Raw genomic sequence first — 24,033 nt, forward strand, 5'->3', positions numbered from 1 at the left:
GATCTCCTCCTCGCGGAGGAGCACACCATGTTCCTGACGGTCCGTCAGTATTGAATGTTGGCGGCGCCGGGGCTACGTTGCGCGACACCGCCGGGGCTCCCGGGCCACAGCGCCCGACCCGGGCGATCCAGGCGATCCGAGCGTCGCGGAACTCCACGGAAGGGGTGGCCCCATGGCCGAGGTCAGCGCCCAGGCGCGCATCGAGGCACCGGCCGAGAAGGTGTGGGCCCATCTGACGGACTTCACCTCGTGGGGCCGGTGGAACGCCACCCACACCGGCTTCCCGGAGGGCGGCCCCGCCACCCTCGAAGCGGGGGCGGTCTACCAGGAGAACATGAAGCTGATGGGCTTTCCGGCGGAGGTGGCCTGGACCGTCGAGGCCTGTGAGCCGGGCCGGATGTTCGCCACCCGGGGCAAGGGCCCCATGGGGGTGAATCTGACCATGCGCTATGCGCTGACGCAGGAGGGCGAGGCCACGGCGGTCCGCGTCGACGGCGAGTTCACCGGCCCCGCGGTCTCCCTGATGGCCGGAAAGCTCAGGGACTCGGCGACCGCCGCGCTCAACGAGTCGCTGCGCAAGCTCGGCGGACTGGTCGCCTGAGACACCCCCGCACCCCCGGCCCGTTCCCCCCGCTCAGCTCTCGCCGCCCTCGTCGTCCTGGTCGGCGAGGATCAGATACAGCCGCTTGCGGGAGTCGTTGATCACCGCGACGGCCTTCTGCCGCTGCTCGGGCGAGCCGGTCTTCCAGACCTGCGCGAACGCCTCCATCAGCCCGAAGCCCGCCTGCCGGATCTCCTGCATCGACTCCCAGTCGACGCCGCGCCCGACCTCCTCCCAGGGGGCCTGCGACCCGGACTCGGCCTCGACGCGGCCCTCGTCGGTGAGGGCGAACAGCTTCTTCCCGCCCTCGCTCGCGCTGCTGATCAGCCCCTCGTCCTCGAGCAGTTGGAGCGTCGGATAGACGGACCCGGGGCTCGGCCGCCAGGCGCCAGCGCTGCGCTCGGCGATCTCCTGGATCATCTCGTAGCCGTGCATCGGGCGGTCCCGCAGCAGCGCCAGGATCGAGGCGCGCACATCGCCGCGCCGCGCCCTCCCGCGCGGGCCGCCCCGGCCGCGGCCGCCGAACGGGGGGCCGCCGAAGGGCGGGCCGAACGGGCCGAAGGCCGCACGCCGCCCCTCGAACTCACCCCGGCCGCGCTGTCCGCGCTGGCCCGGTCCGAAGTGTTCATGTCCATGGTGACGCATGACGTTTCCTTTCATCGTCGAACTGTCACGATGCTTCGACGATATATCGGAACCGATCGTATGGCAAGGCCCGCGCGGCCGACCGGACCGATCAGGAATCAAGAAGCGCCGGTCACCGAGCCACGCCTAGCCTGGCCACCGCGGATCGAGCAGTCGTACGGCAGACGAACGGCGTACCGTTACCGCGACCGCACCGACGAACCAGACGTACCACCCAAAACTCGCGCAGGCGGCCCGCCTCACAGATGGAGACACGATGAGCACGACCTCGAGGACGGACACGCAGTCGCCCACGCCGCACATCGCCGACAGCCACGATCTGATCCGCGTGCACGGCGCGCGCGAGAACAACCTCAAGGACGTCAGCATCGAGATCCCGAAGCGCCGGCTGACGGTGTTCACCGGCGTCTCCGGCTCGGGCAAGAGCTCGCTGGTCTTCAACACGATCGCCGGGGAGTCCCAGCGGCTGATCAACGAGACGTACAGCGCCTTCGTGCAGGGCTTCATGCCGACGCTGGCGCGGCCCGAGGTCGATGTCCTCGACGGGCTGACCACCGTGATCACCGTCGACCAGCAGCGGATGGGCGCCGACCCCCGCTCCACGGTCGGCACCGCCACCGACGCCAACGCGATGCTGCGCATCCTCTTCAGCCGGCTCGGGAAGCCGCACATCGGCCCGCCCAGCGCGTACGCCTTCAACGTCCCCTCGGTCCGGGCGAGCGGGGCGATCACCGTCGAGCGCGGCGCCAAGAAGGCGGTGAAGGCGACCTTCAGCCGCACCGGCGGCATGTGCACGCGCTGCGAAGGCCGGGGCTCGGTCACCGATCTCGACCTCACCCAGCTCTACGACGCCACCAAGTCACTCGCCGAGGGCGCGATCACCGTCCCCGGCTACAAGGGGGGCGGCTGGAACTCCCGGCTCTACGCCGAGTCGGGTTTCTTCGCACCGGACAAACCGATCCGCGCGTTCACCAAGAAGGAGCTGCACGACTTCCTCCACCGCGAGCCGACCCGGATGAAGATCGCGGGGATCAATATGACCTACGAAGGGCTGATCCCGCGGATCCAGAAGTCGATGCTCTCCAAGGACAAGGAGGCGATGCAGCCGCACATCCGGGAGTTCGTGGACCGGGCGGTCACCTTCACCACCTGCCCGGAGTGCGACGGCACCCGGCTCAGCGAGGGCGCCCGCTCGTCGAAGATCAAGAAGATCAGCATCGCCGACGCCTGCGCGATGCAGATCAGCGACCTGGCCGCATGGGTGCGCGGCATCGACGAGCCGTCGGTGGCGCCCCTGCTCACCGCGCTGCGGCAGACCCTCGACTCGTTCGTGGAGATCGGTCTCGGCTATCTCTCCCTCGACCGCCCGGCGGGCACGCTCTCGGGCGGCGAGGCACAGCGCACCAAGATGATCCGCCACCTCGGCTCCTCGCTCACCGATGTCACCTATGTCTTCGACGAGCCCACCACGGGCCTGCACCCCCATGACATCCAGCGGATGAACGACCTGCTGCTGCGGCTGCGGAACAAGGGCAACACGGTGCTCGTCGTGGAGCACAAACCGCAGACCATCGCGATCGCGGACCACGTCGTCGACCTCGGCCCCGGCGCCGGTACGGCGGGCGGCACCGTCTGCTTCGAGGGCACCGTCGAGGGGCTGCGGGCCGGCGGCACCGTCACCGGCCGCCACCTCGACGACCGGACCGGCCTCAAGGAGGCGGTGCGGACGCCCAAGGGCACACTGGAGATCCGCGGCGCGACGACGCACAACCTGCGGAACGTGGACGTCGACATCCCGCTCGGGGTGCTCTGCGTGGTCACCGGAGTGGCGGGCTCCGGCAAGAGCTCCCTCGTGCACGACTCGCTTCGGCAACAGCCGGGGGCCACCGAACAGGGCGTCGTCTCCGTCGACCAGAGCGCGATCCGCGGCTCCAGGCGCAGCAACCCGGCGACGTACACCGGGCTGCTCGACCCGATCCGCAAGGCGTTCGCGCAGGCCAACGGCGTGAAGCCGGCGCTGTTCAGCGCCAACTCCGAGGGCGCCTGCCCCACCTGCAACGGCGCGGGCGTCGTCTACACCGACCTGGCGATGATGGCCGGTGTCTCCACCACCTGCGAGGACTGCGAAGGGAAGCGGTTCGAGGCATCGGTGCTGGAGTACCACCTCGGCGGCCGCGACATCAGCGAGGTGCTCGCGATGTCGGTGGCCGAGGCCGAGGAGTTCTTCGGCGCCGGGGAGGCGCGCACCCTGGCCGCGCAGCGCGTCCTCGGCCGGCTCGCCGACGTCGGGCTCGGCTATCTCACCCTCGGCCAGCCGCTGACCACGCTGTCCGGCGGCGAGCGGCAGCGGCTCAAGCTGGCCACCCACATGGCCGAGAAGGGCGGCGTCTACGTGCTCGACGAGCCGACCGCCGGCCTGCACCTCGCCGACGTGGAGCAGCTGCTGGGCCTGCTCGACCGGCTCGTCGACTCCGGCAAGTCGGTCATCGTGGTCGAGCACCACCCGGCGGTCATGGCGCACGCCGACTGGATCATCGACCTCGGCCCCGGCGCCGGACACGACGGCGGCCGGATCGTCTTCGAGGGCACCCCCGCCGGCCTCGTCGCCGACCGCTCCACCCTCACCGCCGAGCACCTCGCCGCCTACGTCGGCGCCTGAGCGAGACGCTGGCGGAGCGTCGTCCCGCGGGGCGGGTCAGGCCGTCGGCAGCCAGTCGACCCGGCCCGCCAGCACGGCGTATCCGACGAAGGCCACGATGTCGATCAGGGCGTGCGCGGCGACCAGCGGCCCGACCCGCCCCCAGCGGCGGTAGAGCAGCACGAACACCACGCCCATCGCCACATTGCCGAAGAAGCCGCCGATGCCCTGATAGAGGTGGTACGAGCCGCGCAGCACCGAGCTCGCCAGCAGCGCGGCCATCGGCGTCCAGCCCAACTGCCCGAGCCTGCGCAGCAGATAGCCGACGACGATCACCTCCTCCAGCACGGAGTTCTGCACGGCGGAGGCGATCAGCACCGGCATCTTCCACCACACGTCGGGCAGCGCCTCGGGCACCACCGTCAGATTGGCCCCGGCCGCCCGCGCCCCGAGATAGAGCAGCAGCCCGGTGCCGCCTATCGCGGCGGCCAGCGCGGCGCCCCGGCCCAGGTCGAAGGCCGGCCGCCGCCGGTCGAAGCCGATGGCGCGCAGCCCGGCGCCCTCCCGCAGCAGCAGATGGGCCACCAGCGCGACCGGCACCAGCGCGGTGGAGATCCCGAAGAGCTGCCAGGCCAGATCCAGCCAGGGCCGGCCCGGCGCCTGGGAGGCGTTGAGCGTGGCCGCCTTGTCCTTCAGGCCGCCGGGCGCGGTCACCGAGCCCACGAAGCTGATCAGCGCCGACACACCGCTCGCGCCCAGCGACAGCGCCAGGACCAGGAGCGTCTCCTGGCGCAGGGTGCGTTCCGAGAGGCCGCCCCCGGGCGGGGAAAGCTCCATGTCACGCGCGTGTGACTGCACCCGTTCCTCCAATTCCGCTTTTTCGCCTCATGGGTGGTCGTGTGCCGCTAGGGTCTCGAAAACAGTTCCGAAGACAGCGCGCGGCCGTCGGGAAGGGGCGCTGTCCTCCTTGCGCGCCTCACTCCTGACAGCTTCATCCTCACAGGAGACGCAGCACATGGGACGTCACAGTCTGCCCGAGGACTCAACCGGCCCTGACCACTCGCCACGGCAGGACCCTACGGGGTCCCGGTCCGCCACCCGCCGCCGGGCCGTCGCGATCTGCACCGCGGTCGTGCTGGCCCTGGCCATCGGTGCCGCGCTGGTCCTGCGCGGCGCATTACTGACCCCGATGAAGTCCTGCGCGAGCGACGCCGTCCGCCTCGGAGTGGCCGCCTCCCCGGACATCGCCCCGGCGGTTCGCGAGGTCGCCGAGCGCGCCCGGTCCGCCCAGGTCCGGTCCGACGGCCGCTGTCTGGATGTGAAGGTCACCAGCCGGGCATCCGCGGACGTGGCCGACGCGCTCGTCAAGGACGGCCGCGACCCGGGATTCCAGGTGTGGCTGCCGGACTCCAGCGTGTGGGTCGACCGCGTGTCGTCCTCCGCCCCCAAGGCCGTCCCGCTGGACACGCTCGGCGGCGTCGCGTCCTCGCCGGTCGGCGTGGCGGCGACCCCGCCGGCCGCGGAGCGGCTCGGCTGGCCCGAGAAGAAGTACAGCTGGGCCCGGCTGGCCGGGGCCGCGACCGGCAGCACGGATCTGCGGCTCGGGGCGGCTGACCCGGCGCGCAGTGCCACCGGGCTGCTCGCCCTCGCCCGCGTCAACGCCTCGATAGCCGAGGAGGGCGGCGGCCCCAGGGAGGGCGGCCCGGCCGACACGCGGGCCGCGGCCGCCGCGAAGCTGCTCTCCGAGCGCACCTCCGACAGCGACGACCAGGTGCTGACCACGCTGCCGCGTGACGGCTCGGGCGCGGAGCAGGGGAATCCGCGGCGCAATCAGGCGCTGTTCCTGACCGAGCAGGCCGCGTACCGCCACAACACGCGGGCCGGCGACGCCCCTCGGCTGCGGCTGTTCTATCCCGCGGACGGCACCGCCGAGCTCGACTACCCGTACACGGTGCGCGGCGGCGACTCCGTCACCACCGCGCGCGCCCGGGCCGCCACCCGCTTCATGACCTTCCTGGCCGACGCCGAGAGCCGCCGGATCCTCTCCGAACACGGCTTCCGGTCGGCGAGCGGCAAGGCGGTCGAGGAGGTGGCCCGTACGGCGGGCGGCAAGGCGCCCCAGCCGTACCGGGCGGTCCCGGGCTCGGGGCCGTCGAGCGCGGAGCTGGACACCGCGCTGGGCATGTGGACGATCACCGTGCAGAGCGCCCGGCTGAACACGGTCGTGGACGCCTCGGCCTCCATGTCGGCCCCGGTGCCCGGGCGGCGCGGCGAGTCCCGGATGGACGTCACCAAGGCGTCCCTGCTCCAGGCGCTGTCGCAGTTCACGCCGGAGGACGAGATCGGGCTGTGGGAGTTCTCCAGGCGGCTCGACGGCGCCCGGGACTACCGGGAGCTGGTCCCGACCCGCAGGCTCGGCCTGAGCAGCGCGGACGGATCCACCCAGCGCGATCGGCTGACGGCCGCCTTCGGCGCCCTGGAGCCGGTGGCGGGCGGGGCGACCGGGCTGTACGACACGACGCTCGCGGCGTACCGGAAGGCACGGGACGGCTATGCGGAGGGCAAGTTCAACGCCGTCGTGATCCTCACCGACGGGTCCAACCAGGACGAGGGCAGCATCTCGCTCGGGGCGCTGGTCGAAGAGCTGGACGGACTCACCGACCCGGACCGCCCGGTGCCGCTGATCACCATCGCCGTCGGTCCGGACGCCGATCTGTCGGCGTGCGAGGAGATCGCGAAGGCGACGGGCGGATCGGCGCAGCAGGTGGCCGACCCGGCGCAGATCAACGCGGTGATCCTCAAGGCGATCGTGTCGGCGAGCCAGGCGGGCACGGGGACGAGGTGAGCAGGCGGGCGGGGACGCGCCCGCCCGTCCACCGCGTCCGTGGTCAGTCGGCGAGGCCGACCGGCCAGGTGTGGACCGGCTCGCCGGTGCGCATCAGCTCGCAGTAGCGGCGGGTCATCGCCGCCAGCGCGCCGTCCCGGTCGAGCCCCCTCCCCCTCGCCCGGTGATACGTGGCGGCCTGCCAGGACGCGCCGTTGACCCGCAGTCGGCAGCGCTCCTCGATGATCCCCAGATAGCGCTCGCGGTCGGCCGGCTCGACGCCCCAGGCGTCGAGCCCGGCGGCGGCCAGCGGCAGCAGCTCCTCCTGGACCAGCCGGACGGCGGGGATGCGCACGGTCGACGAGGAGCGGCCGCCCGGCTTGGGCCAGCGCAGGACCGCGTCGATGCCATGGCGGCAGGCGGTGTCGAAGTTGGCCGCCGCGGCCTCGAACGGCAGCCGCTTCCACACCGGGCGCGGCTCCTCGGCGAGCGCCCGCACCAGGCCGTAGTAGAAGGCGGCGTTGGCGATGACATCGGCGACGGTGGGCCCGGCGGGCAGCACCCGGTTCTCCACCCTCAGATGCGGCACGCCGTCGGCGACCGCGTACACGGGGCGGTTCCAGCGGTAGATGGTGCCGTTGTGCAGCACCAGTTCGTTCAGCCGCGGCACCCCGCCGTCGTCCAGCTCCCGCAGCGGGTCCTCGTCCCCCGCGGTCGACAGCAGCGGCGGGAAGAAGCGCAGATTCTCCTCGAAGAGCTCATACGCGTCGCTGATCCAGCGCTCGCCGAACCAGGTGCGGGGACGCACTCCCTGGGCCGCGAACTCCGGCGGGCGGACGTCGGTGGCCTGGAGGAACAGCGGTGGCCGGGACTCGCTCCACACCTCCCGGCCGAACAGGAAGGGGGAGTTGGCGCCCACCGCGATCTGCGCGGCGGCCACCGCCTGGGCCGCGTTCCACACGGCCGCGAACCGGCCGGGGGTCACCTGGAGATGCAGTTGGACGGAGGTGCAGGCGGCCTCCGGGGCGATCGAGCCGGAGGCGTAGCGGAATCTCTCCTCCCCTTCGATGTCGATGAGGAAATCCTCGCCGCGGGCGGCCAGCATCTGTTCGTTGAGGAGTTTGTAGCGGTCGTCGTAGGAGAGGTTCGTGGAGCCCAGGTCATGGGCGGCGAGGGTGGGGAGAATTCCGATCATAACGATCTCGGAGGCCACTTCCCCCGCCTTGCGATCGGCATATGACAACCCCGTACGGAGCTCTTCCGCCAACTGGTCGAGAACCCTTCCGTGCAATCGGTGGGGCACGATGTTTACTTCAAGATTGCACTGCCCGAGTTCGGTCTGGAAATCGTGGCTGGCGATTCTCTCCAGAACCTCCGCGTTCAACATCCTCGGCATCCCGTCGGCGCCCGCGAGATTCAGCTCGATCTCCAGCCCCATGAGATTCTTCGGACGGTCGAATCGCTTCTCGGCCAGGAGCCGGGCCAGCGCTTCGAGACCCTGCCGGAGCCTCACCCGCTGCCGCTGCCGTCCGGACGGATCGAACTCCCCGGCTATGACCTTCTCCCCCATCGAAGCGTCCTTCCTCGAGTGGATCAACGGCCCCCGGCCGCGTACATCACGCTCGATGATGCCCAGCCAATGTGATCGATAACGCCACGCGCCGACCCCTCAGCCGATAGGCTCTGCACAGCCCCGCATTGCCGTGATGAAAAACACTGGCGACTTCAAGCCTACCCCGGCTGGGTTAAAATGCCAGGTCATATCCGTGCATATGGCAGAGAATCGGCGAAAATCCCCTCGCCCTGGCGGGCCGGATAAGTGCTTGTCCGCAATACCGGGGACAGGTACGTGAAACAAGACGGGAACACTTGTCGTATAAACTCGGCAACCGAGGCAGAGAGACAACGCCCTGATGTCCCGTCAGGCCCCTCTGACCCGCACACTCCGACAGCGCCATCCGCACCTGGCACGCCAGCGCTCCACCGTGTCTCCGAAGTGAGAGGCGACCCACCATGCCGCTGCACGTCCCTCCGGCTCCAGCGCCTGCTCTGAACAGCATCCGCACGGCCCTTGGCTCTCCCACCGCCGTCCGCACCCCGCTCCTCGGCTCCCTGGACGGACCGTTCGAGCTCGAACTCCCGCTCCCCGTCCACGTCCTGGACGACATCACCGCCCCCGACGGCCCGCCGACGGCGCGGCTCACCGGATGGCGGTTCCTGATCCGCGACACCGAGCGGACGGTGGCCTCCGCCGAGGCGATGCTGACCGCCGACGGCTGGGTCTTCTCGCACTTCTCCGAAGGCCCGTACGTGTCGTCGGCCGAACTGGCGCTGAGCCAGGCCGAGTCGCTGCCCTCGGTCCACCAGCCCAGGCTGCTGTCCATCCCGGAGCTGTACATGCTGACGCTGTGGCTGCGCGGCGACCCGACCGCCGACGCCTCCGAAGGCCACCTCGCCGCGGAAGACCTGCTGGTGCCGCTGACCCCCGCCCCGCCGGGCATCGCCGCCCACCGCGCGTACCGCGCGGCGGATCTGCTGCCGGTGCTGACCCTCCGGCTGACGCGGACGCCGCTGCTCGGCTCGTCGGCCTGACGGCCCGCGGCGCCCGCCGCCGCCCCTCGCCCGAGCGCCCCGTGATCCGAGGATCACGGGGCGCTCCGCTGCGGGCTCGTAACAGTCCCGTCAGGATGAACCGTCCACTCGTGTGATGCGTCATTATCAAGCGAGTACCGGTGCCGTGAAATCCCTGCGGAAACCGGCCCGTAGGGCAACACTTGGAGCATCCGACCGACTGACCAACGGGGGGCGGCCATGACTGCCGCAGCAAGCCACAGGACACTTTCCACATCGCAGCGAGAGATCTCTTCCATGTGCCAGCATCAGCCCGCGTGCCCGTCAGCCGACTCCGCCGACCGGGAGGCCGCCCACCTCGTGGCGCACCACCCCGAGCAGGGCTGGAGCCTGCTGTGCAATGGCGTCCTGCTCTTCGAGGACACCGGCGAGCTGCTGCCGGACGGACAGATCATCGCCCCGCGCCGGCCGCTGGGCGCCGAGCGCGTCGCCACCGCGGCCTGACCATCGCGGTCTGACCACCACGGCCCGGCGCTCCGACCGGGCCCGCGCTCCATCAGGGGCCGGCCGGCGTGTCCGCCGCACCGGCCCCGTACCCGACCGCGCCCGGCGAGTCAGCTCTCGTACGACTCCAGCGGCGGGCAGGAGCAGACCAGGTTGCGGTCCCCGAAGGCGCCGTCGATGCGCCGCACCGGCGGCCAGTACTTGTCCGCCGCCGACACCCCGGCCGGGAACGCCGCCTCCGCGCGGGTGTAGGGGTGCTCCCACTCCCCGCTCAGCGCCGCCGCCGTGTGCGGGGCGTTCCGCAGCGGGTTGTCGTCCTTGGGCCACTCCTCCGAGCCCACCTTCTCGATCTCCGCCCGGATGGCGATCATCGCCTCGCAGAACCGGTCCAGCTCCGCCAGGTCCTCGCTCTCCGTCGGCTCGATCATCAGCGTGCCGGCCACCGGGAACGACATCGTGGGCGCGTGGAACCCGTAGTCGACCAGCCGCTTGGCCACATCGTCGACGCTCACGCCGGTCGCCTTGGTGAGCGGCCGCAGATCGATGATGCACTCGTGGGCGACGAGACCCCCGGGGCCGGTGTAGAGCACCGAGTAGTGCGGCTCCAGGCGCTTGGCGACGTAGTTGGCGCCGAGCACCGCCACCTGGGTGGCCCGGCGCAGCCCCTCGGCGCCCATCAGCCGGACGTACGCCCAGGAGATGGGCAGGATGCCCGCCGAGCCCCAGGGCGCGGCCGCGACCGGCCCCACGCCGGTCGCCGGGCCCGCCGCCGGCTGGAGCGGGTGGTTGGGGAGGTACGGCGCGAGGTGCTCGCGCACCGCGACCGGGCCCACGCCGGGACCGCCGCCGCCGTGCGGGATGCAGAAGGTCTTGTGCAGGTTCAGATGGGAGACATCGCCGCCGAACCTGCCCGGCCGGGCCAGCCCCACCAGCGCGTTGAGGTTCGCGCCGTCCACGTAGACCTGGCCGCCCGCGTCGTGCACGGCCGCGCAGATCTCGCTGATGTGCTCCTCGAACACGCCGTGGGTGGAGGGGTAGGTGACCATCAGGACGGCCAGTTCGTCGCCGTACTGCTCGATCTTGGCGCGCAGGTCGTCGGCGTCCACCTCGCCGTCCTCGCCGGTCCTGACGACGACGACCTTCATGCCCGCCATCACCGCGCTGGCGGCGTTGGTGCCGTGCGCGGAGGACGGGATGAGGCAGACGGTGCGCCGCTCCTCGCCGTTGGCACGGTGGTAGGCGCGCACGGCCAGCAGCCCGGCCAGCTCGCCCTGCGACCCGGCGTTCGGCTGGAGGGAGACCTGGTCGTAGCCGGTGACCTCGGCCAGCCGCTCCTCCAGCTCGCGGATCAGCGTCAGATAGCCCTGGGCCTGCTCGACCGGCGCGAACGGATGCAGCGCGCCGAACTCCGGCCAGGTGACCGGCTCCATCTCCGTGGTGGCGTTGAGCTTCATGGTGCAGGAACCGAGCGGGATCATGCCCCGGTCCAGCGCGTAGTCGCGGTCGGCCAGGCGCCGCAGATAGCGCAGCATCGCGGTCTCGGAGCGGTACTTGTGGAAGACCGGGTGGGTCAGATACGTGTCGGTGCGCAGCAGTTCGGCGGGGAGCGCGTCGGCCGCGGCGGCGTCGAGCTCGTCGATGGCGGGCAGGCCGCCGTCCACGCCGAAGGCCGACCAGACGGCGGCGAGCTGGGCGCGCCCGGTGGTCTCGTCGCAGGCGATGCCCACATGGTCGGCGTCGGTCAGGCGCAGGTTGACCCCGGCCTCGCGGGCCGCGGTGACGACCTCGGCGGCCCGGCCCGGGACATACGCGGTCAGGGTGTCGAAGAACGCGCCGTGCACGGTCTCGACGCCCCCGGCCCGCAGCCCCTCGGCGAGCACGGCCGCGTAGCGGTGGGTGCGCCGGGCGATGGTCGAGAGGCCCTCCGGGCCGTGGTAGACGGCGTACATGCCGGCCATCACGGCGAGCAGGACCTGGGCGGTGCAGATGTTGCTGGTGGCCTTCTCGCGGCGGATGTGCTGCTCGCGGGTCTGAAGGGCCAGGCGGTACGCCTTGTCGCCGTCGGCGTCGACGGAGACGCCCACCAGGCGGCCGGGCAGGCTGCGGGCGTAGGCCTCGCGGACGGCCATGAACCCGGCGTGCGGGCCGCCGAAGCCCATCGGCACCCCGAACCGCTGGCTGTTGCCGACCGCGATGTCGGCGCCCAGCTCGCCGGGCGAGGTGAGGAGGGTGAGGGCGAGCAGATCGGCGGCGACGGTGACCACGGCGCCGAGCTCATGGGCCCGCTCGATGACCGGGCGCGGGTCGCGCACGGCGCCGGAGGCGCCCGGGTACTGGAGCAGCACGCCGAACACGCCGCGCTCGGCCACCTCGGCCGGTATGCCCGCCGAGAGGTCGGCGACGACCACCTCGACGCCGGTGGGCTCGGCGCGGGTCCGGATGACCGCGACGGTCTGCGGCAGGGTGTCGGCGTCGATCAGGAACACGCCCTGCTTGACCTTGCCCACCCGCCGCGACAGCGCCATGGCCTCGGCGGCGGCGGTGGCCTCGTCCAGCAGCGAGGCGCCGGCCGTGGGCAGCCCGGTGAGGTCGGCGACGACGGTCTGGAAGTTGAGCAGCGCCTCCAGCCGGCCCTGGGAGATCTCCGGCTGGTAGGGCGTGTACGCGGTGTACCAGGCGGGGCTCTCGAGCACATTGCGCAGGATCACCGGCGGGGTGAACGTGCCGTAGTAGCCGAGGCCGATCATCGGGGCGAGCAGCTGGTTGCGCTCGGCCAGGCCGCGCAGCTCGGCCAGCACTTCGGCCTCGGTGCGGGCCGGGGGCAGCCCCAGCCCCTCGGTGCTCTTGATGACGTCGGGCACGGCGGCCTGGGTGAGTTCGTCGAGCGAGCCGAAGCCGACCTGCGCGAGCATCTTGGCCTGGGCCTCGGCATCGGGTCCGATATGGCGCTGCTCAAACGGAGTACCGCGTTCCAGCTCGGTCAGCGAGGTGCGGTTGGCAGTCATCTGCGAGGCCTCCTGGTCTGTACGACCGACGAGGGGCACCACGACGCGGGGTGCCCGAACGGCCTCCCCCTCTGTCATCTCAACCTGAGAGCTTCACCGGTCCGCGGGTGGCGATCCGGCTTTCACCGTCGGTGAGGAGGGGTTCCGGTGCTGTACTCGCCCGTGACCCACCCTGCTTTCCAGAGTGACCTCACCCGCACGGTACGTGTGCCTGAGAGTTTCCGGGGAGGATTTGCTCCTTCGGCGCCTCCGACGACATCGTCGAAGAGCTCTCCCGCACGGGGTCTGCAGCCACCGTCAGCCTACCAGCGAGCCTGCCGCCAGGGGTTTTGGGCGAGCGCTCGAGTGGACGGGCACGGAATTGTGGCTTTTCTTAGGTATCACGGCATTGACGATGAAACAGTCACCTATGGGAGAGAGTGTGCAGACCGACATCGATCCGCGGACCCTCATCGGCCGAAAGGCCTTGGACCGCGACGGCGCGAAGATCGGTACCGTGGACGAGGTCTACCTCGACGACGCGACCGGCGAGCCGGAGTGGGCCGCGGTACGCACCGGGCTGTTCAGCCGGGACGTGTTCGTGCCACTCGAACCGAGCGAGATCGTCGACGACACGCTGCGGGTGCCGTACGAGCGGGCGCTGATCAAGGACGCGCCGGACTTCGGAGTCGGCCGCCATCTGTCGCCCGAGCAGGAGTTGCAGCTCTACCACCACTACGGTCTCGACGTGAGCGGCTGACCCCGGCCCGGGCCCTGGCCCTGGTTTTCGGCCGGGTCGGCCTCGGGGGCGTCGGTCGGCTGGCCCTCGGGGGCGTCGCTCACGGCGGGCCGGACCAGCGGCAGCGGCTCGCCCGGCTCCAACGCCGGGTCGTCGACCGCGAACGTCCGCACCCGGCCCGGCCGCGACCAGGGCTCCTCGAACCGCACGGTCACCCGGCCGACCCCGCTGCCCTGCACCCACCCCGCCCCGTACTCGGCGTGTCGCACATCGAGGCCGGGCAGCCAGCGGCGCGGCCTGGCGGTGTCGTCGGGCTCGTCGCTCCCCTCCAGGACCGCCGGCGCGGCCTCGGGTGTCCCTCCGGCCTCCCGCGCCCCCTCCGCGGCCTCCTGTGCCTCGTGGGCGGCCTGCGCGGCCTGGGCGAACAGATCCTCCTGGGTGTAGTCCGCCAGACCGCTCACGCCCACTCCCAGCAGCCGCACCCCCGCCGTGGTGTCCACGCCCTCCAGCAGCCGCGCCGCGGCCTCCCGCACCACCGCGGGGTCGTCCGTCGGCCCGCGCAGCGTCTCGGACCGGGTCAGCGTGGAGAAGTCGTAACGCCGCACCTTCAGCACGACCGTGCGCCCCGAGCGGCCGGCCCCGCGCAGCCGCCGCACACACCGCTCGGCGAGCCGCGCCACCTCCACCTGCACCCGCGTGCGGTCGGTGAGGTCGACGTCGAAGGTGTCCTCCACCGATACGGACTTGGCGTCCCGCTCGGCGACCACCGGCCGGTCGTCCCGCCCCCAGGCCATGCCGTACAGCGACGCGCCATGGGCCTTGCCCAGCAGCCGCACCAGCTCCTCCTCGCCCGCCTCCCGGGTCTCGGCGACCGTGTGGATCCCGGCCCGGCGCAGCGCCTCCGCGGTGGCCGGACCCACCCCGGGGAGGGTGCGCACCGGCATCGGCCCCAGCAGCTCCCGCTCGGTCCCCGGCTGGATGAGCGTCAGTCCATCGGGCTTGGCCTGCTCGGAGGCGATCTTGGCGAGCATCTTGGACCCGGCCAGGCCCACCGAGCCGGTCAGCCCGGTCGCCGCCGCTATGTCCGCCCGCAGCCGCTCCCCCACGGCCCGCGCCGCCGCGGAGGTGGCCGGAACACCGCCCGCCTCCAGATCCACGAACGCCTCGTCCAGGCTCAGCGGCTCGACCAGCGGGGAGAGCGCCCCCAGCAGGCCCATGACGGTGTCACTCACCTGGCGGTACAGGGAGAAGCGGGGGGTGAGATACGCCGCGTTCGGACAGAGGCGGCGGGCCTGGGCCATCGCCATGGCCGAGTGGACCCCGAACACCCTCGCCTCATAAGAGGCCGTGGCCACCACGCCGCGCGGCCCGAGGCCGCCGACGATCACCGGCTTGCCGCGCAGGCTGGGCTTGGCCGCCTGCTCCGCCGCGGCGTAAAAGGCATCCATGTCCAGATGCAGAATGGTCGGCGCACCCCTCACACCTACCGATGCTGCCGCATGCCACTGACACTCGCGGCCCGGGCACGCGGCCCGGGCCGGACGGTCTCAGCCCGCGCGGTTGCGGCGCCGCGCGAGTTCGTCGGTGGGGTTGTGGCCCACCAGCGTCTCGCCGGTGTCCACCCGCTCGCCGTGCAGCTGGGCGAGCGCGCTCTCCACGTCCCGCCACACCACGCCCACGGCGATCCCGAAGACGCCCTGGCCGCCCTGGAGAAGGTCGACCACCTCGTCGGGCGAGGTGCACTCGTACACCGTCGCCCCGTCGCTCATCAGCGTCATCTGGGCGAGGTCGTCCAAGCCGCGCGAGCGCAGGTGCTGAACGGCGGCCCTGATGTTCTGAAGGGACACGCCGGTGTCCAGCAGCCGCTTGACGATCTTGAGGACGACGACGTCCCGGAAGCTGTAGAGCCGCTGACTGCCCGAGCCGTACGCGGGCCGCACGCTGGGCTCCACGAGCCCGGTGCGCGCCCAGTAGTCCAGCTGGCGGTAAGTAATGCCCGCGGCGGCGCACGCGGTCGGACCGCGGTACCCCACCTTCTCGGGCTTCGCCACGGCGCCTTCGCGCGGCGGTGCGGCCTGTGCCGCCACCCGAGCCTTCAGTGCCGGTTCGCCCGGTGCGCTCCCCTGGAGCGCATACGGACCGCCCGCCGCCGTGCCGTCGCCGCTGCTTCTCACGCCGACCTCCGTCCTCGACCTGCCTTCTCGACGGTAGGCAGTCACCCGGGGTGCGTCAACGATCGCCACACTCGGCACGCCGAGTGATAATCACCCTACGGGTGGTTTCCCGTGCCCTTCTTGCGGGAAAGGCTACTCGAATGCGCTGGCGAAGATCAGCGGACAGCTCAATGCCCGCCGCTTACCGGCCACTGCCGGCCCGGCGGCCGCACTCGGCCTCAGCGCCTCCGACGGCTCACTGACTGCTGGTGCCGAAGTCCTCGGGCGAGATCTGGTCGAGGAACTCGCGGAACTTCTCCACTTCGTCCTCCTGCTCGTCCGGGATGGCGATCCCCGCGTCGTCCAGCACCCCGTCACTGCCGTAGATCGGCGTGCCGGTGCGCAGCGCCAGCGCTATGGCGTCGGACGGCCGGGCGCTGACCTCCACACCGCTGGCGAACACCAGCTCCGCGTAGAAGACTCCCTCGCGCAGATCCGTGATCCGGACCTCCGTGAGCTGCTGGCCGACCGCGTCGAGCACGTCCTTGAAGAGGTCGTGGGTCAGCGGGCGCGCCGGAGCCATGCCCTGCTGGGCGAAGGCAATCGCCGTCGCCTCCCCCGGTCCGATCCAAATGGGGAGGTAGCGGTCGCCTCCTACCTCGCGCAGGAGCACGATCGGTTGGTTGGAGGGCATCTCCACCCGGACACCCACGACGTCGAGCTCGTTCACACAGCAACCCTAGGACGTGCCCGGCCGGTTTGGATAGTCGGGACCGCGCCGGTCACCGCGAACCGGCCCGCAGAGCGGACTGAACGAAGGCCGCGTGAAGCCGCACCGACAGCTCGGCCAGCTCCCGGGCGCTGGCCTCCGCATGCGCTCTGGTCTGCGGATTTCGGTGTCGTCGCAGGGGCGCCACCACCTGCTCGACCAGCCCCGCCTCGCGCTCCGCGGCGGCTTTCATGATCCGCAAATGACGTGGTTCCAGACCGAAACGACCCAGGTCCGCGACGAGCCTGGCGACCGTCACCGCCTCGATGTCGTATCCGCCGTCCGCTCCCGGCCCGATCAGCCCGAACGACTCCCACTCGGCCAGTCTCCCCTCGTCGATCCCGGCCGCGGCCAGCAGCTCGGCCCGGCCCACGCGGGCGGCCGTGGGCCGCTCCACGGCCCTCTCCGGGCCCTCCTCGACCGAGGCGGGCAGCCGGGACCCGGAGGCCGCGACGGGCAGCTGTGGCCGCTCGCCGCGCTCCAGGGCGTCGAGATGCTCCCGAATGACCTTCAGTGGCAAATAGTGGTCACGCTGCATCCGCAGGACATGGCCGAGCCGCGCCACGTCCTCCGGGCTGAACTTGCGATAGCCGGAGGGCGTGCGCCGCGGCTCGACCAGGCCCTCGGCCTCCAGGAAACGGATCTTGGAGACGGTGACCTCGGGGAATTCGTCCCGCAGCAGATTCAGCACGGTGCCGATGCTCATCGACCGGCTGCCCGCGGGGGCGGTGCCGGTGTCGGCACCGCCCGACGGTGTCTGAAGCATGGACCTCCCCTGACGGGTCAGATGCCGAAGCCCCGCAGACTCGGGTAGAAGACCATCCGGTACTTGCCGATCTGGACCTCGTCACCACTGTTGAGAATGGCCGAATCGATCGGCTCGCGGTTGACATACGTCCCGTTCAGGCTGCCGACGTCGGCGACCGTGAAGGAGCCGTCCTGGCCGCGCCGGAACTCCACATGGCGGCGCGAAACCGTCACGTCGTCCAGGAAGATGTCGCTCTGCGGATGACGCCCGGCCGTGGTCACATCGCTGTCCAGCAGGAAGCGGCTGCCCGAGTTGGGCCCGCGGCGGACCACCAGCAGCGCCGACCCCGGGGGCAGCGCCTCGACGGCGGCCTGGGCCTCCGGCGAGAGCGAGGGCAGCGGAGTCTGCCCGGTCACCTCGGAGTCGTACGCCTCCAGCCCGGAGATCGAGATGGTGGAGGTGGTCTCCGAGGCACGCTCGGACGGCACCTGGCCCCGCAGCGGCGCACCGCAGTTGGAGCAGAACCGGCTGGCCACGGCGTTCTGGTGGCCGCACCTCGTGCATACCTGCAAGCCGACCCCTCCGCCCGTGTTCGCGGTCGATGGCTCCCCGAAACCTATGCGTCCGGACGCGGAAGGGTCAACAGAAGACGCGCCCTGACCACCCGGAATACCTCCACCGTCCCGGAACAGCGGACGCTCCTCGCTCACCCCGCTCTCCTCCGCGGCACGCGGGGCACGGTGGCGGGCAGTGCTGCTGCCGCCGTCCTGGCGTGCGCTCTTGCCGAACAACTTCCCGAACAACTTCACGGGCGATTCCCCTTGACTGAAACAGACCCGCCCGTGGGGCAGGGCAAACCCTCGATGCACACACCAGACGGTCCGGACACCATCACAACGTCCGTGACCACCAGACAGTTTCCATCACGCGCCACTCTTCCGGTGCGCCGACCCCCCGCGGCCTCATTGTCCAGCCGCGAGACTCCCATACCGAACCGCCTCACCGCGACGACGACCGAGCGTAGTCAGGCCGCTTCGCCGACCGCAAGGCGTCGACGACGATCTTCTTTGAGCGCTCGATGGACACGGTGGCCTGCTCCTTCTCCAGGCTCTGCACCACTCCGCCCGGAATGTTCAGGGCCGGCTCCAAGTCCTCCGGCTTGCCGATGACCTTGATCACGTACGGCTGTGTCACTTTCCGTCCATCGATTTCCACCGCGCCGCCGACGTCCGCGAAGTACGTGCTCGCGACCACCCGCACCTCGCCGATCTGAATGGCCTCGGCCCCGGCGGCGCGCAGTTCCTGGACCGCGTCGAGCAGCATGTCCGACTCCACGGTGCCCTTCGACGCGTCGATCTTCATGGTGATGCCCGGACCCTCGGCGGCGACCGTGCCCGCGAGCACCCCGAGCTGCCGCTCCTTCTGGGCCGTCTGCTTACGGGCCTCCTCGGCCTGGTCCGAGCTGTTCTCCAGGTCGTTCCGCTGGTTCTCCAGCCGCTGCTTCTCCTCCTGGAGCCGCTGGGTGCGGTTGTCCAGCTCGTCGAGAATGCGGACCAGGTCCTCCTGCCGCGCGCCGCGCAGCACGCTGTTCTCATTGGTCGAGCGCACCTGGATGGCCAGACCGAGCCCGAGGCCGAACAGCAGGAGCGCCACGATGAGTTGAGCCCGCGTCAGCCGTGGCGGCCACAGGCCCTTCGCCAGCCGCTGACGGCCGGTGGACGGCTCCTGGGGCGTCGAGGCCGCCGAGGGGCTCCGACGGTCCTCAGGGCCGTCTCCGGGCCCCTCGCCGGGCTCCGCGCCGGAGCCCTCGGCCGGCTCGCCGTCCGGTGCGGTGTCCCGCCCGGGCCTCTCGGGCTGCTCCGACTTCTCGGGCCTGTCGGGCCTGTCGGGCCTGCGGGGCTCCTCCCGTCGCGCCTGGGGAACCGTCCCCGGCTCACGGGTCTCCTCCGGCTCGCGGGTCGCCCGCTGGGCCGGGGGCTGCTCCGGGGTGTCGTCGGTCGTCATCGGCTCACGCCCGGAAGACATGGCGGCGGATGGCGGCGGCGTTGGAGAAGATCCGGATGCCGAGCACGACCACGACACCGGTGGACAGCTGGGCACCGACCCCGAGCTTGTCGCCGAGGAAGACGATCAGCGCGGCGACCACCACATTGGACAGGAACGAGACGACGAAGACCTTGTCGTCGAAGATCCCGTCGAGCATCGCCCGAAGGCCTCCGAACACCGCGTCGAGCGCGGCGACGACGGCGATCGGCAGGTAGGGCTCGACCACCGTCGGCACCACGGGTCGGACGACAAGTCCGACCACGACTCCCACGATGAGGCCCAATACGGCGATCACGATGTGCCCTTCCCTGTGTCGGTGCCGCGCTTCCCGGCGCCACCGGCTATCGGTTCTGCGGTTCGTACGATCAGACTCGGCGCGGCCGGAAGCCGCACCTCGTCCTCGACGGAGATGTTGGTGCGGATCCCATAGTTCTCGTGCAGCACATGCAGGTACTGTCCGTCGGCACTGTCCTGGAATGCCGTGCTCAGCCGCCGTCCGTCCCCCACCGCGAGCACCGTATACGGAGGCGCCAGCGGCTTGTTGTCGACCAGTATGGCGTCTCCCGCGGCCCTGATCGCCGACAGGGCGGTCAGCCGCTGCCCATTGATCGAGACGGCCTCCGCACCCGACTGCCACAGCCCGTTGACGACCCGCTGCATATCGCGGTCGCGCACCCGGCCGGTGTCGGAGAAGTCCGCGCTCTCCCGCGGCCCCCCGCCACCGCCCTGGTCGGCCTCCTTGGCGTCGTTGACCACCAGCTTGACCCCGGGGCCGTTCACCTCGGTCGCCCCGGACAGCAGCGCGACCAGCTCGCCCTTGGCCCCGCCGTGTTTCTCCAGCGCCTGCTGCTGTCTGTCGCCGACCTCCTTGCGGAGCCGGTCCAGGCTCTTCTGGAGGTCGTCCGCCTTCGTGTTCCCCGACTCGATGCGGGCGATCAGCTTTTCCCGGTCCTTGGCCAGCTTCGGCGCCGCCATCCGGGCCTCAGCCGCACCGAGGGTCACCACGCCCGCCGCCAGCACCAGCCCCGCGGCCAGCACCAGCCTGCCGCGCAGACTGCGAGGCAGCCCCCGGCGGCCCTCCGTGCCATGGCGCGCGGCGGCCTCGGCGTACCCGTCGTCGAGGCTGTGGTCCATCACATTCGTCAGCAGCGACATGGACGCGTCGAGACGTGGACGAGGGCTCGGCGGAGCTGTGCTCCGAACGGGGGGCTGCTGCGGCATGCCGCACATCGTCGCACGTCGGGGGCGCAGCCGCCGAATGGCCCCACCGGCGCGCCGGGCGCGGGCCGGGGGCGGCGTGGCCCCCGGGTAGCCCCGGGGGCCCGCCACACCCTCTCAAACGCTCCTCACCTGCGGAAAAGGATCAGCGGCCGGCGCTCTCCACCGCGGCGGACCACTCGTCGAGGAGCGCCTGCGCGGACGCGTCGTCCGGCCCCTCCGCCCACAGATGGGTGACCGCCTCGGCGGGGTCGGGCAGCACCATGACCCAGCGCCCGTCCGCCTCGACCACACGGACGCCGTCGGTGGTGTCGACAGACCGGTCAGCCGCCGCCTCCACCACGCGGCGCATGACCAGCCCCTTGACCGCCCACGGCGTGGCCAGATCGCGGCGCAGCACATGGGCGCGCGGAATGCGGGCGTCGATCTGGCTGAGGGTGAGCTGGGTACGGGCCACCAGGCCGATGAGGCGCACAAAGGCCGCGGTGCCGTCGAAGACGCTGCTGAACTCGGGGATGATGAACCCGCCGCGCCCGTCCCCGCCGTAAATGGTGCCCTCGGCCCTGGCGACCCGGGTGAGGTCGTCGGCCGCGGTCGTCGTCCACTCCACCTGCGTGCCGTGGTACGCCGCCACCTGTTCGGCGATGCGCGTGGTGGTCACCGGCAGCGCCACCCGCCCGCTGCGCCGCTCCGCGGCCACCAGGTCCAGCATGACCAGCAGGGCGCGGTCGTCCTCCACGATGCGCCCCCGCTCGTCCACCAGCGAGAGCCGCTCACCCACCGGGTCGAAGCGCACACCGAAGGCGGCACGGGCCGAGGCGACGATCTCACCGAGCCGGACCAGGCCGGAGCGGCGCGCCTCGGCCGTCTCGGTCGGACGCGACTCGTTCAGGCCTGGATTGATGGTCAGCGCGTCGACGCCGAGCCGACCGAGGAGGCTGGGCAGAACGAGTCCGGCGCTGCCGTTCGTGGCGTCCACGACGACCTTGAGGCCGGACTCGGCGATGCCGCTGGTGTCCACAGCACGCAGCAGCGACCCGGTGTACGAGTCGAAGACGCTGGAGGGGAAGCTGAGGTCGCCGATCTCGCCGGGGAACGCCCGCCGGTACTCCTGGCGCGCGTACACCCGGTCCAGCTTCCGCTGGCCGGCGGCGGACAGGTCGGCCCCGCGCTCGTCGAAGAACATGATGTCCACGGAGTCGGGCACCCCGGGCGAGGTACGGATCATGATGCCGCCGGCGCTGCCGCGCGCCGTCTGCTGGCGCGCCACGGGCAGCGGCACATTCTCCAGATCGCGCACATCGATGGCGCTGGTCTGGAGCGCCGAAATCACCGCCCGTTTGAGCGCCCGCGCACCACGGGAGTGGTCACGCGCGGTGGTGACCGTGGAGCCCTTCTTGAGGGTCGTCGCATAGGCCCCGGCGAGCCGCACAGCGAGCTCCGGGGTGATCTCCACATTCAGGATCCCGGACACCCCGCGGGCCCCGAAGAGATGGGCCTGGCCGCGTGACTCCCAGATGACCGAGGTGTTGACGAAGGCGCCCGCCTCGATTGTCTTGAACGGGTACACCCGGACATTGCCCTGGACGATCGACTCCTCGCCGATCAGGCACTCATCTCCGATGACCGCGCCGTCCTCGATCCGGGCGGCACGCATGACATCGGTGTTCTTCCCGATGACACAGCCGCGCAGATTGGCCTGCTGGCCGACGTACACATTGTCGTGCACCACGGCTCTGTGCAGAAAGGAACCGCTCTTCACCACGACGTTGGACCCCACGACGGTGTGCTCGCGGATCTCCGCGTCCGCTTCCACCTTCGCGTAGTCGCCGATGTAGAGCGGGCCGCGCAGCTCGGCGTCCTGGTGCACCTCGGCGCCCTCGGCGACCCAGACCCCCGGGGAGATCTCGAAGCCGTCGATTTCGACGTCGACCTTGCCTTCCAGCACATCGGCCTGGGCCTTCACATAGCTCTCGTGGGTGCCGACGTCCTCCCAGTAGCCCTCGGCGACATAGCCGTAAATGGGCTTGCCTTCCTTCATCAACTGAGGGAAGACATCACCGGACCAGTCGACGGGCACATCGGGCTCGACGTAGTCGAACACCTCCGGCTCCATCACATAGATGCCGGTGTTCACGGTGTCGGAGAAGACCTGGCCCCAGGTGGGCTTCTCGAGAAAGCGCTCGACCCGGCCGCCCTCGTCGACGATGGTGATCCCGAACTCGAGGGGATTGGGCACACGGGTCAGACAGACCGTGACCAGCGCGCCCTTCTCCTTGTGAAAATTGATCAGCTCGGTGAGGTCGAAATCTGTCAGGGCATCACCCGAAATCACGAGAAAGGCATCGTCCTTGAGTGCCTCTTCCGCGTTCTTGACGCTGCCGGCGGTGCCGAGTGGCTTTTCCTCATTGGCGTACGTGAGCTCCATGCCGAGCTCCTCGCCGTCCCCAAAATAGTTCTTGACCAGCGATGCGAGGAACTGGACGGTCACCACGGTCTCGCACAGACCATGCCGCTTGAGCAGCCGCAGCACATGCTCCATGATCGGCCGGTTGGCCACCGGCAGCAGCGGCTTGGGCATGGTCGAGGTCATCGGGCGCAGGCGAGTACCCTCGCCACCCGCCATCACGACGGCCTTCATGTCGGAAGCGTCCTCCTTGAAGAGACGACGGTCATGCCGACTGACGCACCCCGATGGCCCACACCTATCGCATTACGGGCACCCCGCCACTACGGGCTGCCACATCAGCGAGCTCAGTCGGCCGCAGCGTCCGCCTTGACGAGTCGGCGGACCTGAACCACGTAGAGGACTCCTGCCCACCAATAGAGCGTTGTACCCCATCCTGCGAACGCCCATCCGAAAATAGCAGCGATGGTGTGAAGTGGGCCACTTCCATCACTCAGAAGGAGCAACGGGAAGGCGTACATCAGGTTGAAGGTCGCCGCCTTGCCGAGGAAGTTGACCTGGGGCGGAGGATAGCCGTGGCGCCGCAGGATGCCGACCATGACCAGCAGCACCAGCTCCCGCGCGAGAAGCACCGCGGTCAGCCAGATCGGCAGGATGTCGCGCCAGGTCAGACCGACGAGTGTAGACAGAATGTAGAGACGGTCGGCCGCCGGATCCAGAATCCGGCCAAGGCTGCTGACCTGGTTCCAGCGTCGGGCCAGCTTCCCGTCCAGATAGTCGCTCACACCGCTGAGCGCCAGCACGAGGAGTGCCCATTCATCGCTCTTCGGCCCACCGAACTCGGGCCGCAGGATCAGCCACAGGAAAAGCGGAACGCCGGCCAGACGCGCGGCGCTCAGGATGTTCGGGATGGTGAGCACGCGGTCGGTCTGGACGCGTGTCTCCTGGACCTCCACCCGGGAGCCTCCTGTGGGAACGGGTGCTGACAGATGCTCCATGACCTTACCCGTAGCGTATCGGGGGTCTGGCACGGGGCCCTGTATACGACAAAAGCTCCGGGCGGAACCCAATGGTTCCACCCGGAGCTTTTCAAAAATTGTTCGGCGGCGTCCTACTCTCCCACAGGGTCCCCCCTGCAGTACCATCGGCGCTGAAAGGCTTAGCTTCCGGGTTCGGAATGTAACCG

Annotated in this window: 20 protein-coding genes, 1 rRNA gene and 2 riboswitches; of the genes, 6 read left to right on the forward strand and 15 right to left on the reverse strand. The window is 70.7% G+C overall.

Translation table 11 applies throughout. The features are described 5' to 3' along the window. Positions 1–172: 172 nt before the first annotated feature. The gene (locus tag ABTY62_RS31105; RefSeq protein WP_352132746.1) at positions 173–601 is read left to right on the forward strand and encodes a type II toxin-antitoxin system Rv0910 family toxin; all 429 of its coding nucleotides are present in this window, start codon (positions 173–175) and stop codon (positions 599–601) included. A 33-nt stretch (positions 602–634) separates the two neighbouring features. On the opposite strand, the gene ABTY62_RS31110 is transcribed toward ABTY62_RS31105, so the two are convergent. After that, entirely contained in the window at positions 635–1,246 is a 612-nt protein-coding gene (locus ABTY62_RS31110; RefSeq protein WP_352132747.1) for a PadR family transcriptional regulator, read from the reverse strand. 256 nt (positions 1,247–1,502) lie between these two features. On the opposite strand from ABTY62_RS31110, the gene ABTY62_RS31115 reads away from it, so the two are divergent. Next, a complete protein-coding gene (locus ABTY62_RS31115; protein ID WP_352132748.1) occupies positions 1,503–3,905 on the forward strand; it encodes an ATP-binding cassette domain-containing protein in 2,403 nt (800 codons plus the stop codon). A 36-nt stretch (positions 3,906–3,941) separates the two neighbouring features. Here the strand turns inward: ABTY62_RS31115 and ABTY62_RS31120 are convergent, their stop codons facing one another. Further along, positions 3,942–4,721, reverse strand: a complete 780-nt coding sequence (locus tag ABTY62_RS31120) for a CPBP family intramembrane glutamic endopeptidase (RefSeq protein ID WP_352132749.1) — start codon at positions 4,719–4,721, stop codon at positions 3,942–3,944. Between the two features lie 178 nt (positions 4,722–4,899). Between ABTY62_RS31120 and ABTY62_RS31125 the strand changes: the two genes are divergently transcribed. Next, positions 4,900–6,729 (forward strand): substrate-binding domain-containing protein, encoded by a 1,830-nt coding sequence (locus ABTY62_RS31125; RefSeq protein ID WP_352132750.1) that lies wholly within the window; start codon positions 4,900–4,902, stop codon positions 6,727–6,729. A gap of 43 nt (positions 6,730–6,772) precedes the next feature. On the opposite strand, the gene ABTY62_RS31130 is transcribed toward ABTY62_RS31125, so the two are convergent. Next, complete coding sequence (locus tag ABTY62_RS31130) at positions 6,773–8,278, reverse strand: glutamate-cysteine ligase family protein (RefSeq protein ID WP_311729590.1); 1,506 nt, start codon at positions 8,276–8,278, stop codon at positions 6,773–6,775. A gap of 443 nt (positions 8,279–8,721) precedes the next feature. Here ABTY62_RS31130 and ABTY62_RS31135 point away from each other — a divergent pair, with 443 nt between their 5' ends. Continuing rightward, the gene (locus ABTY62_RS31135; RefSeq protein WP_352132751.1) at positions 8,722–9,300 is read left to right on the forward strand and encodes a hypothetical protein; all 579 of its coding nucleotides are present in this window, start codon (positions 8,722–8,724) and stop codon (positions 9,298–9,300) included. Between the two features lie 276 nt (positions 9,301–9,576). Beyond that, entirely contained in the window at positions 9,577–9,783 is a 207-nt protein-coding gene (locus ABTY62_RS31140) for a DUF5999 family protein (RefSeq protein ID WP_352132752.1), read from the forward strand. Positions 9,784–9,893: 110 nt separating this feature from the next. On the opposite strand, the gene gcvP is transcribed toward ABTY62_RS31140, so the two are convergent. Then, the gene (gcvP, locus tag ABTY62_RS31145; RefSeq protein WP_352132753.1) at positions 9,894–12,788 is read right to left on the reverse strand and encodes an aminomethyl-transferring glycine dehydrogenase; all 2,895 of its coding nucleotides are present in this window, start codon (positions 12,786–12,788) and stop codon (positions 9,894–9,896) included. Between the two features lie 61 nt (positions 12,789–12,849). After that, positions 12,850–12,977: riboswitch (glycine riboswitch) on the reverse strand. Further along, positions 12,978–13,075, reverse strand: a riboswitch (glycine riboswitch). 122 nt (positions 13,076–13,197) lie between these two features. Here gcvP and ABTY62_RS31150 point away from each other — a divergent pair. Further along, positions 13,198–13,527, forward strand: a complete 330-nt coding sequence (locus ABTY62_RS31150; RefSeq protein WP_311729594.1) for a PRC-barrel domain-containing protein — start codon at positions 13,198–13,200, stop codon at positions 13,525–13,527. Here ABTY62_RS31150 and ABTY62_RS31155 read toward each other — a convergent pair. From ABTY62_RS31155 to rrf, 11 genes are all read right to left on the reverse strand, one after another. Continuing rightward, the gene (locus tag ABTY62_RS31155; RefSeq protein ID WP_352132754.1) at positions 13,503–14,987 is read right to left on the reverse strand and encodes a DNA polymerase IV; all 1,485 of its coding nucleotides are present in this window, start codon (positions 14,985–14,987) and stop codon (positions 13,503–13,505) included. The two genes, ABTY62_RS31150 and ABTY62_RS31155, sit on opposite strands and share 25 nt — an antisense overlap. A 66-nt stretch (positions 14,988–15,053) precedes the next feature. Next, positions 15,054–15,680: a MerR family transcriptional regulator gene (locus ABTY62_RS31160; RefSeq protein WP_352132755.1), complete on the reverse strand. Its 627-nt coding sequence runs from the start codon at positions 15,678–15,680 to the stop codon at positions 15,054–15,056. A 235-nt stretch (positions 15,681–15,915) separates the two neighbouring features. Beyond that, a complete protein-coding gene (locus ABTY62_RS31165) occupies positions 15,916–16,389 on the reverse strand; it encodes a bifunctional nuclease family protein (RefSeq protein ID WP_014181304.1) in 474 nt (157 codons plus the stop codon). Between the two features lie 52 nt (positions 16,390–16,441). Further along, complete coding sequence (gene ftsR / locus ABTY62_RS31170; protein WP_352132756.1) at positions 16,442–17,194, reverse strand: transcriptional regulator FtsR; 753 nt, start codon at positions 17,192–17,194, stop codon at positions 16,442–16,444. Between the two features lie 17 nt (positions 17,195–17,211). Then, positions 17,212–18,045 (reverse strand): FHA domain-containing protein, encoded by an 834-nt coding sequence (locus ABTY62_RS31175; RefSeq protein WP_502997551.1) that lies wholly within the window; start codon positions 18,043–18,045, stop codon positions 17,212–17,214. Between the two features lie 130 nt (positions 18,046–18,175). Further along, entirely contained in the window at positions 18,176–19,180 is a 1,005-nt protein-coding gene (locus ABTY62_RS31180; protein WP_352132758.1) for a DUF881 domain-containing protein, read from the reverse strand. 4 nt (positions 19,181–19,184) lie between these two features. Next, entirely contained in the window at positions 19,185–19,517 is a 333-nt protein-coding gene (locus tag ABTY62_RS31185; RefSeq protein WP_003984969.1) for a small basic family protein, read from the reverse strand. Continuing rightward, positions 19,514–20,452 carry a DUF881 domain-containing protein gene (locus ABTY62_RS31190; protein WP_352132771.1) on the reverse strand — a complete coding sequence of 313 codons (939 nt, stop codon included), beginning with the start codon at positions 20,450–20,452 and terminating at the stop codon, positions 19,514–19,516. Before ABTY62_RS31190 ends, ABTY62_RS31185 begins: the two co-directional genes overlap by 4 nt. Positions 20,453–20,585: 133 nt before the next feature. Then, the gene (locus ABTY62_RS31195) at positions 20,586–23,081 is read right to left on the reverse strand and encodes a sugar phosphate nucleotidyltransferase (protein ID WP_311729600.1); all 2,496 of its coding nucleotides are present in this window, start codon (positions 23,079–23,081) and stop codon (positions 20,586–20,588) included. A gap of 113 nt (positions 23,082–23,194) precedes the next feature. Then, complete coding sequence (clsA, locus tag ABTY62_RS31200; RefSeq protein ID WP_352132759.1) at positions 23,195–23,803, reverse strand: cardiolipin synthase ClsA; 609 nt, start codon at positions 23,801–23,803, stop codon at positions 23,195–23,197. A gap of 142 nt (positions 23,804–23,945) precedes the next feature. Next, positions 23,946–24,033: ribosomal RNA gene (gene rrf, locus ABTY62_RS31205) — 5S ribosomal RNA — on the reverse strand; the annotation flags it as partial.

It is taken from the genome of Streptomyces sp. NPDC097640, from assembly GCF_040302705.1.
GTDB lineage: Bacteria > Actinomycetota > Actinomycetes > Streptomycetales > Streptomycetaceae > Streptomyces.

Bases quoted from the DNA above. Each gene is read 5' to 3' on its own strand.
- ABTY62_RS31130 (WP_311729590.1), bottom strand. From the start codon at position 8,278: ATGGGGGAGAAGGTCATAGCCGGGGAGTTCGATCCGTCCGGACGGCAG.
- gcvP (WP_352132753.1), bottom strand. From the start codon at position 12,788: ATGACTGCCAACCGCACCTCGCTGACCGAGCTGGAACGCGGTACTCCG.
- ABTY62_RS31105 (WP_352132746.1), top strand. From the start codon at position 173: ATGGCCGAGGTCAGCGCCCAGGCGCGCATCGAGGCACCGGCCGAGAAG.
- ABTY62_RS31110 (WP_352132747.1), bottom strand. From the start codon at position 1,246: ATGCGTCACCATGGACATGAACACTTCGGACCGGGCCAGCGCGGACAG.
- ABTY62_RS31140 (WP_352132752.1), top strand. From the start codon at position 9,577: ATGTGCCAGCATCAGCCCGCGTGCCCGTCAGCCGACTCCGCCGACCGG.
- ABTY62_RS31135 (WP_352132751.1), top strand. From the start codon at position 8,722: ATGCCGCTGCACGTCCCTCCGGCTCCAGCGCCTGCTCTGAACAGCATC.
- ABTY62_RS31195 (WP_311729600.1), bottom strand. From the start codon at position 23,081: ATGAAGGCCGTCGTGATGGCGGGTGGCGAGGGTACTCGCCTGCGCCCG.
- ABTY62_RS31180 (WP_352132758.1), bottom strand. From the start codon at position 19,180: ATGACGACCGACGACACCCCGGAGCAGCCCCCGGCCCAGCGGGCGACC.
- ABTY62_RS31125 (WP_352132750.1), top strand. From the start codon at position 4,900: ATGGGACGTCACAGTCTGCCCGAGGACTCAACCGGCCCTGACCACTCG.
- ABTY62_RS31190 (WP_352132771.1), bottom strand. From the start codon at position 20,452: ATGTGCGGCATGCCGCAGCAGCCCCCCGTTCGGAGCACAGCTCCGCCG.
- ftsR (WP_352132756.1), bottom strand. From the start codon at position 17,194: ATGCTTCAGACACCGTCGGGCGGTGCCGACACCGGCACCGCCCCCGCG.
- ABTY62_RS31115 (WP_352132748.1), top strand. From the start codon at position 1,503: ATGAGCACGACCTCGAGGACGGACACGCAGTCGCCCACGCCGCACATC.
- ABTY62_RS31150 (WP_311729594.1), top strand. From the start codon at position 13,198: ATGGGAGAGAGTGTGCAGACCGACATCGATCCGCGGACCCTCATCGGC.
- ABTY62_RS31120 (WP_352132749.1), bottom strand. From the start codon at position 4,721: ATGGAGCTTTCCCCGCCCGGGGGCGGCCTCTCGGAACGCACCCTGCGC.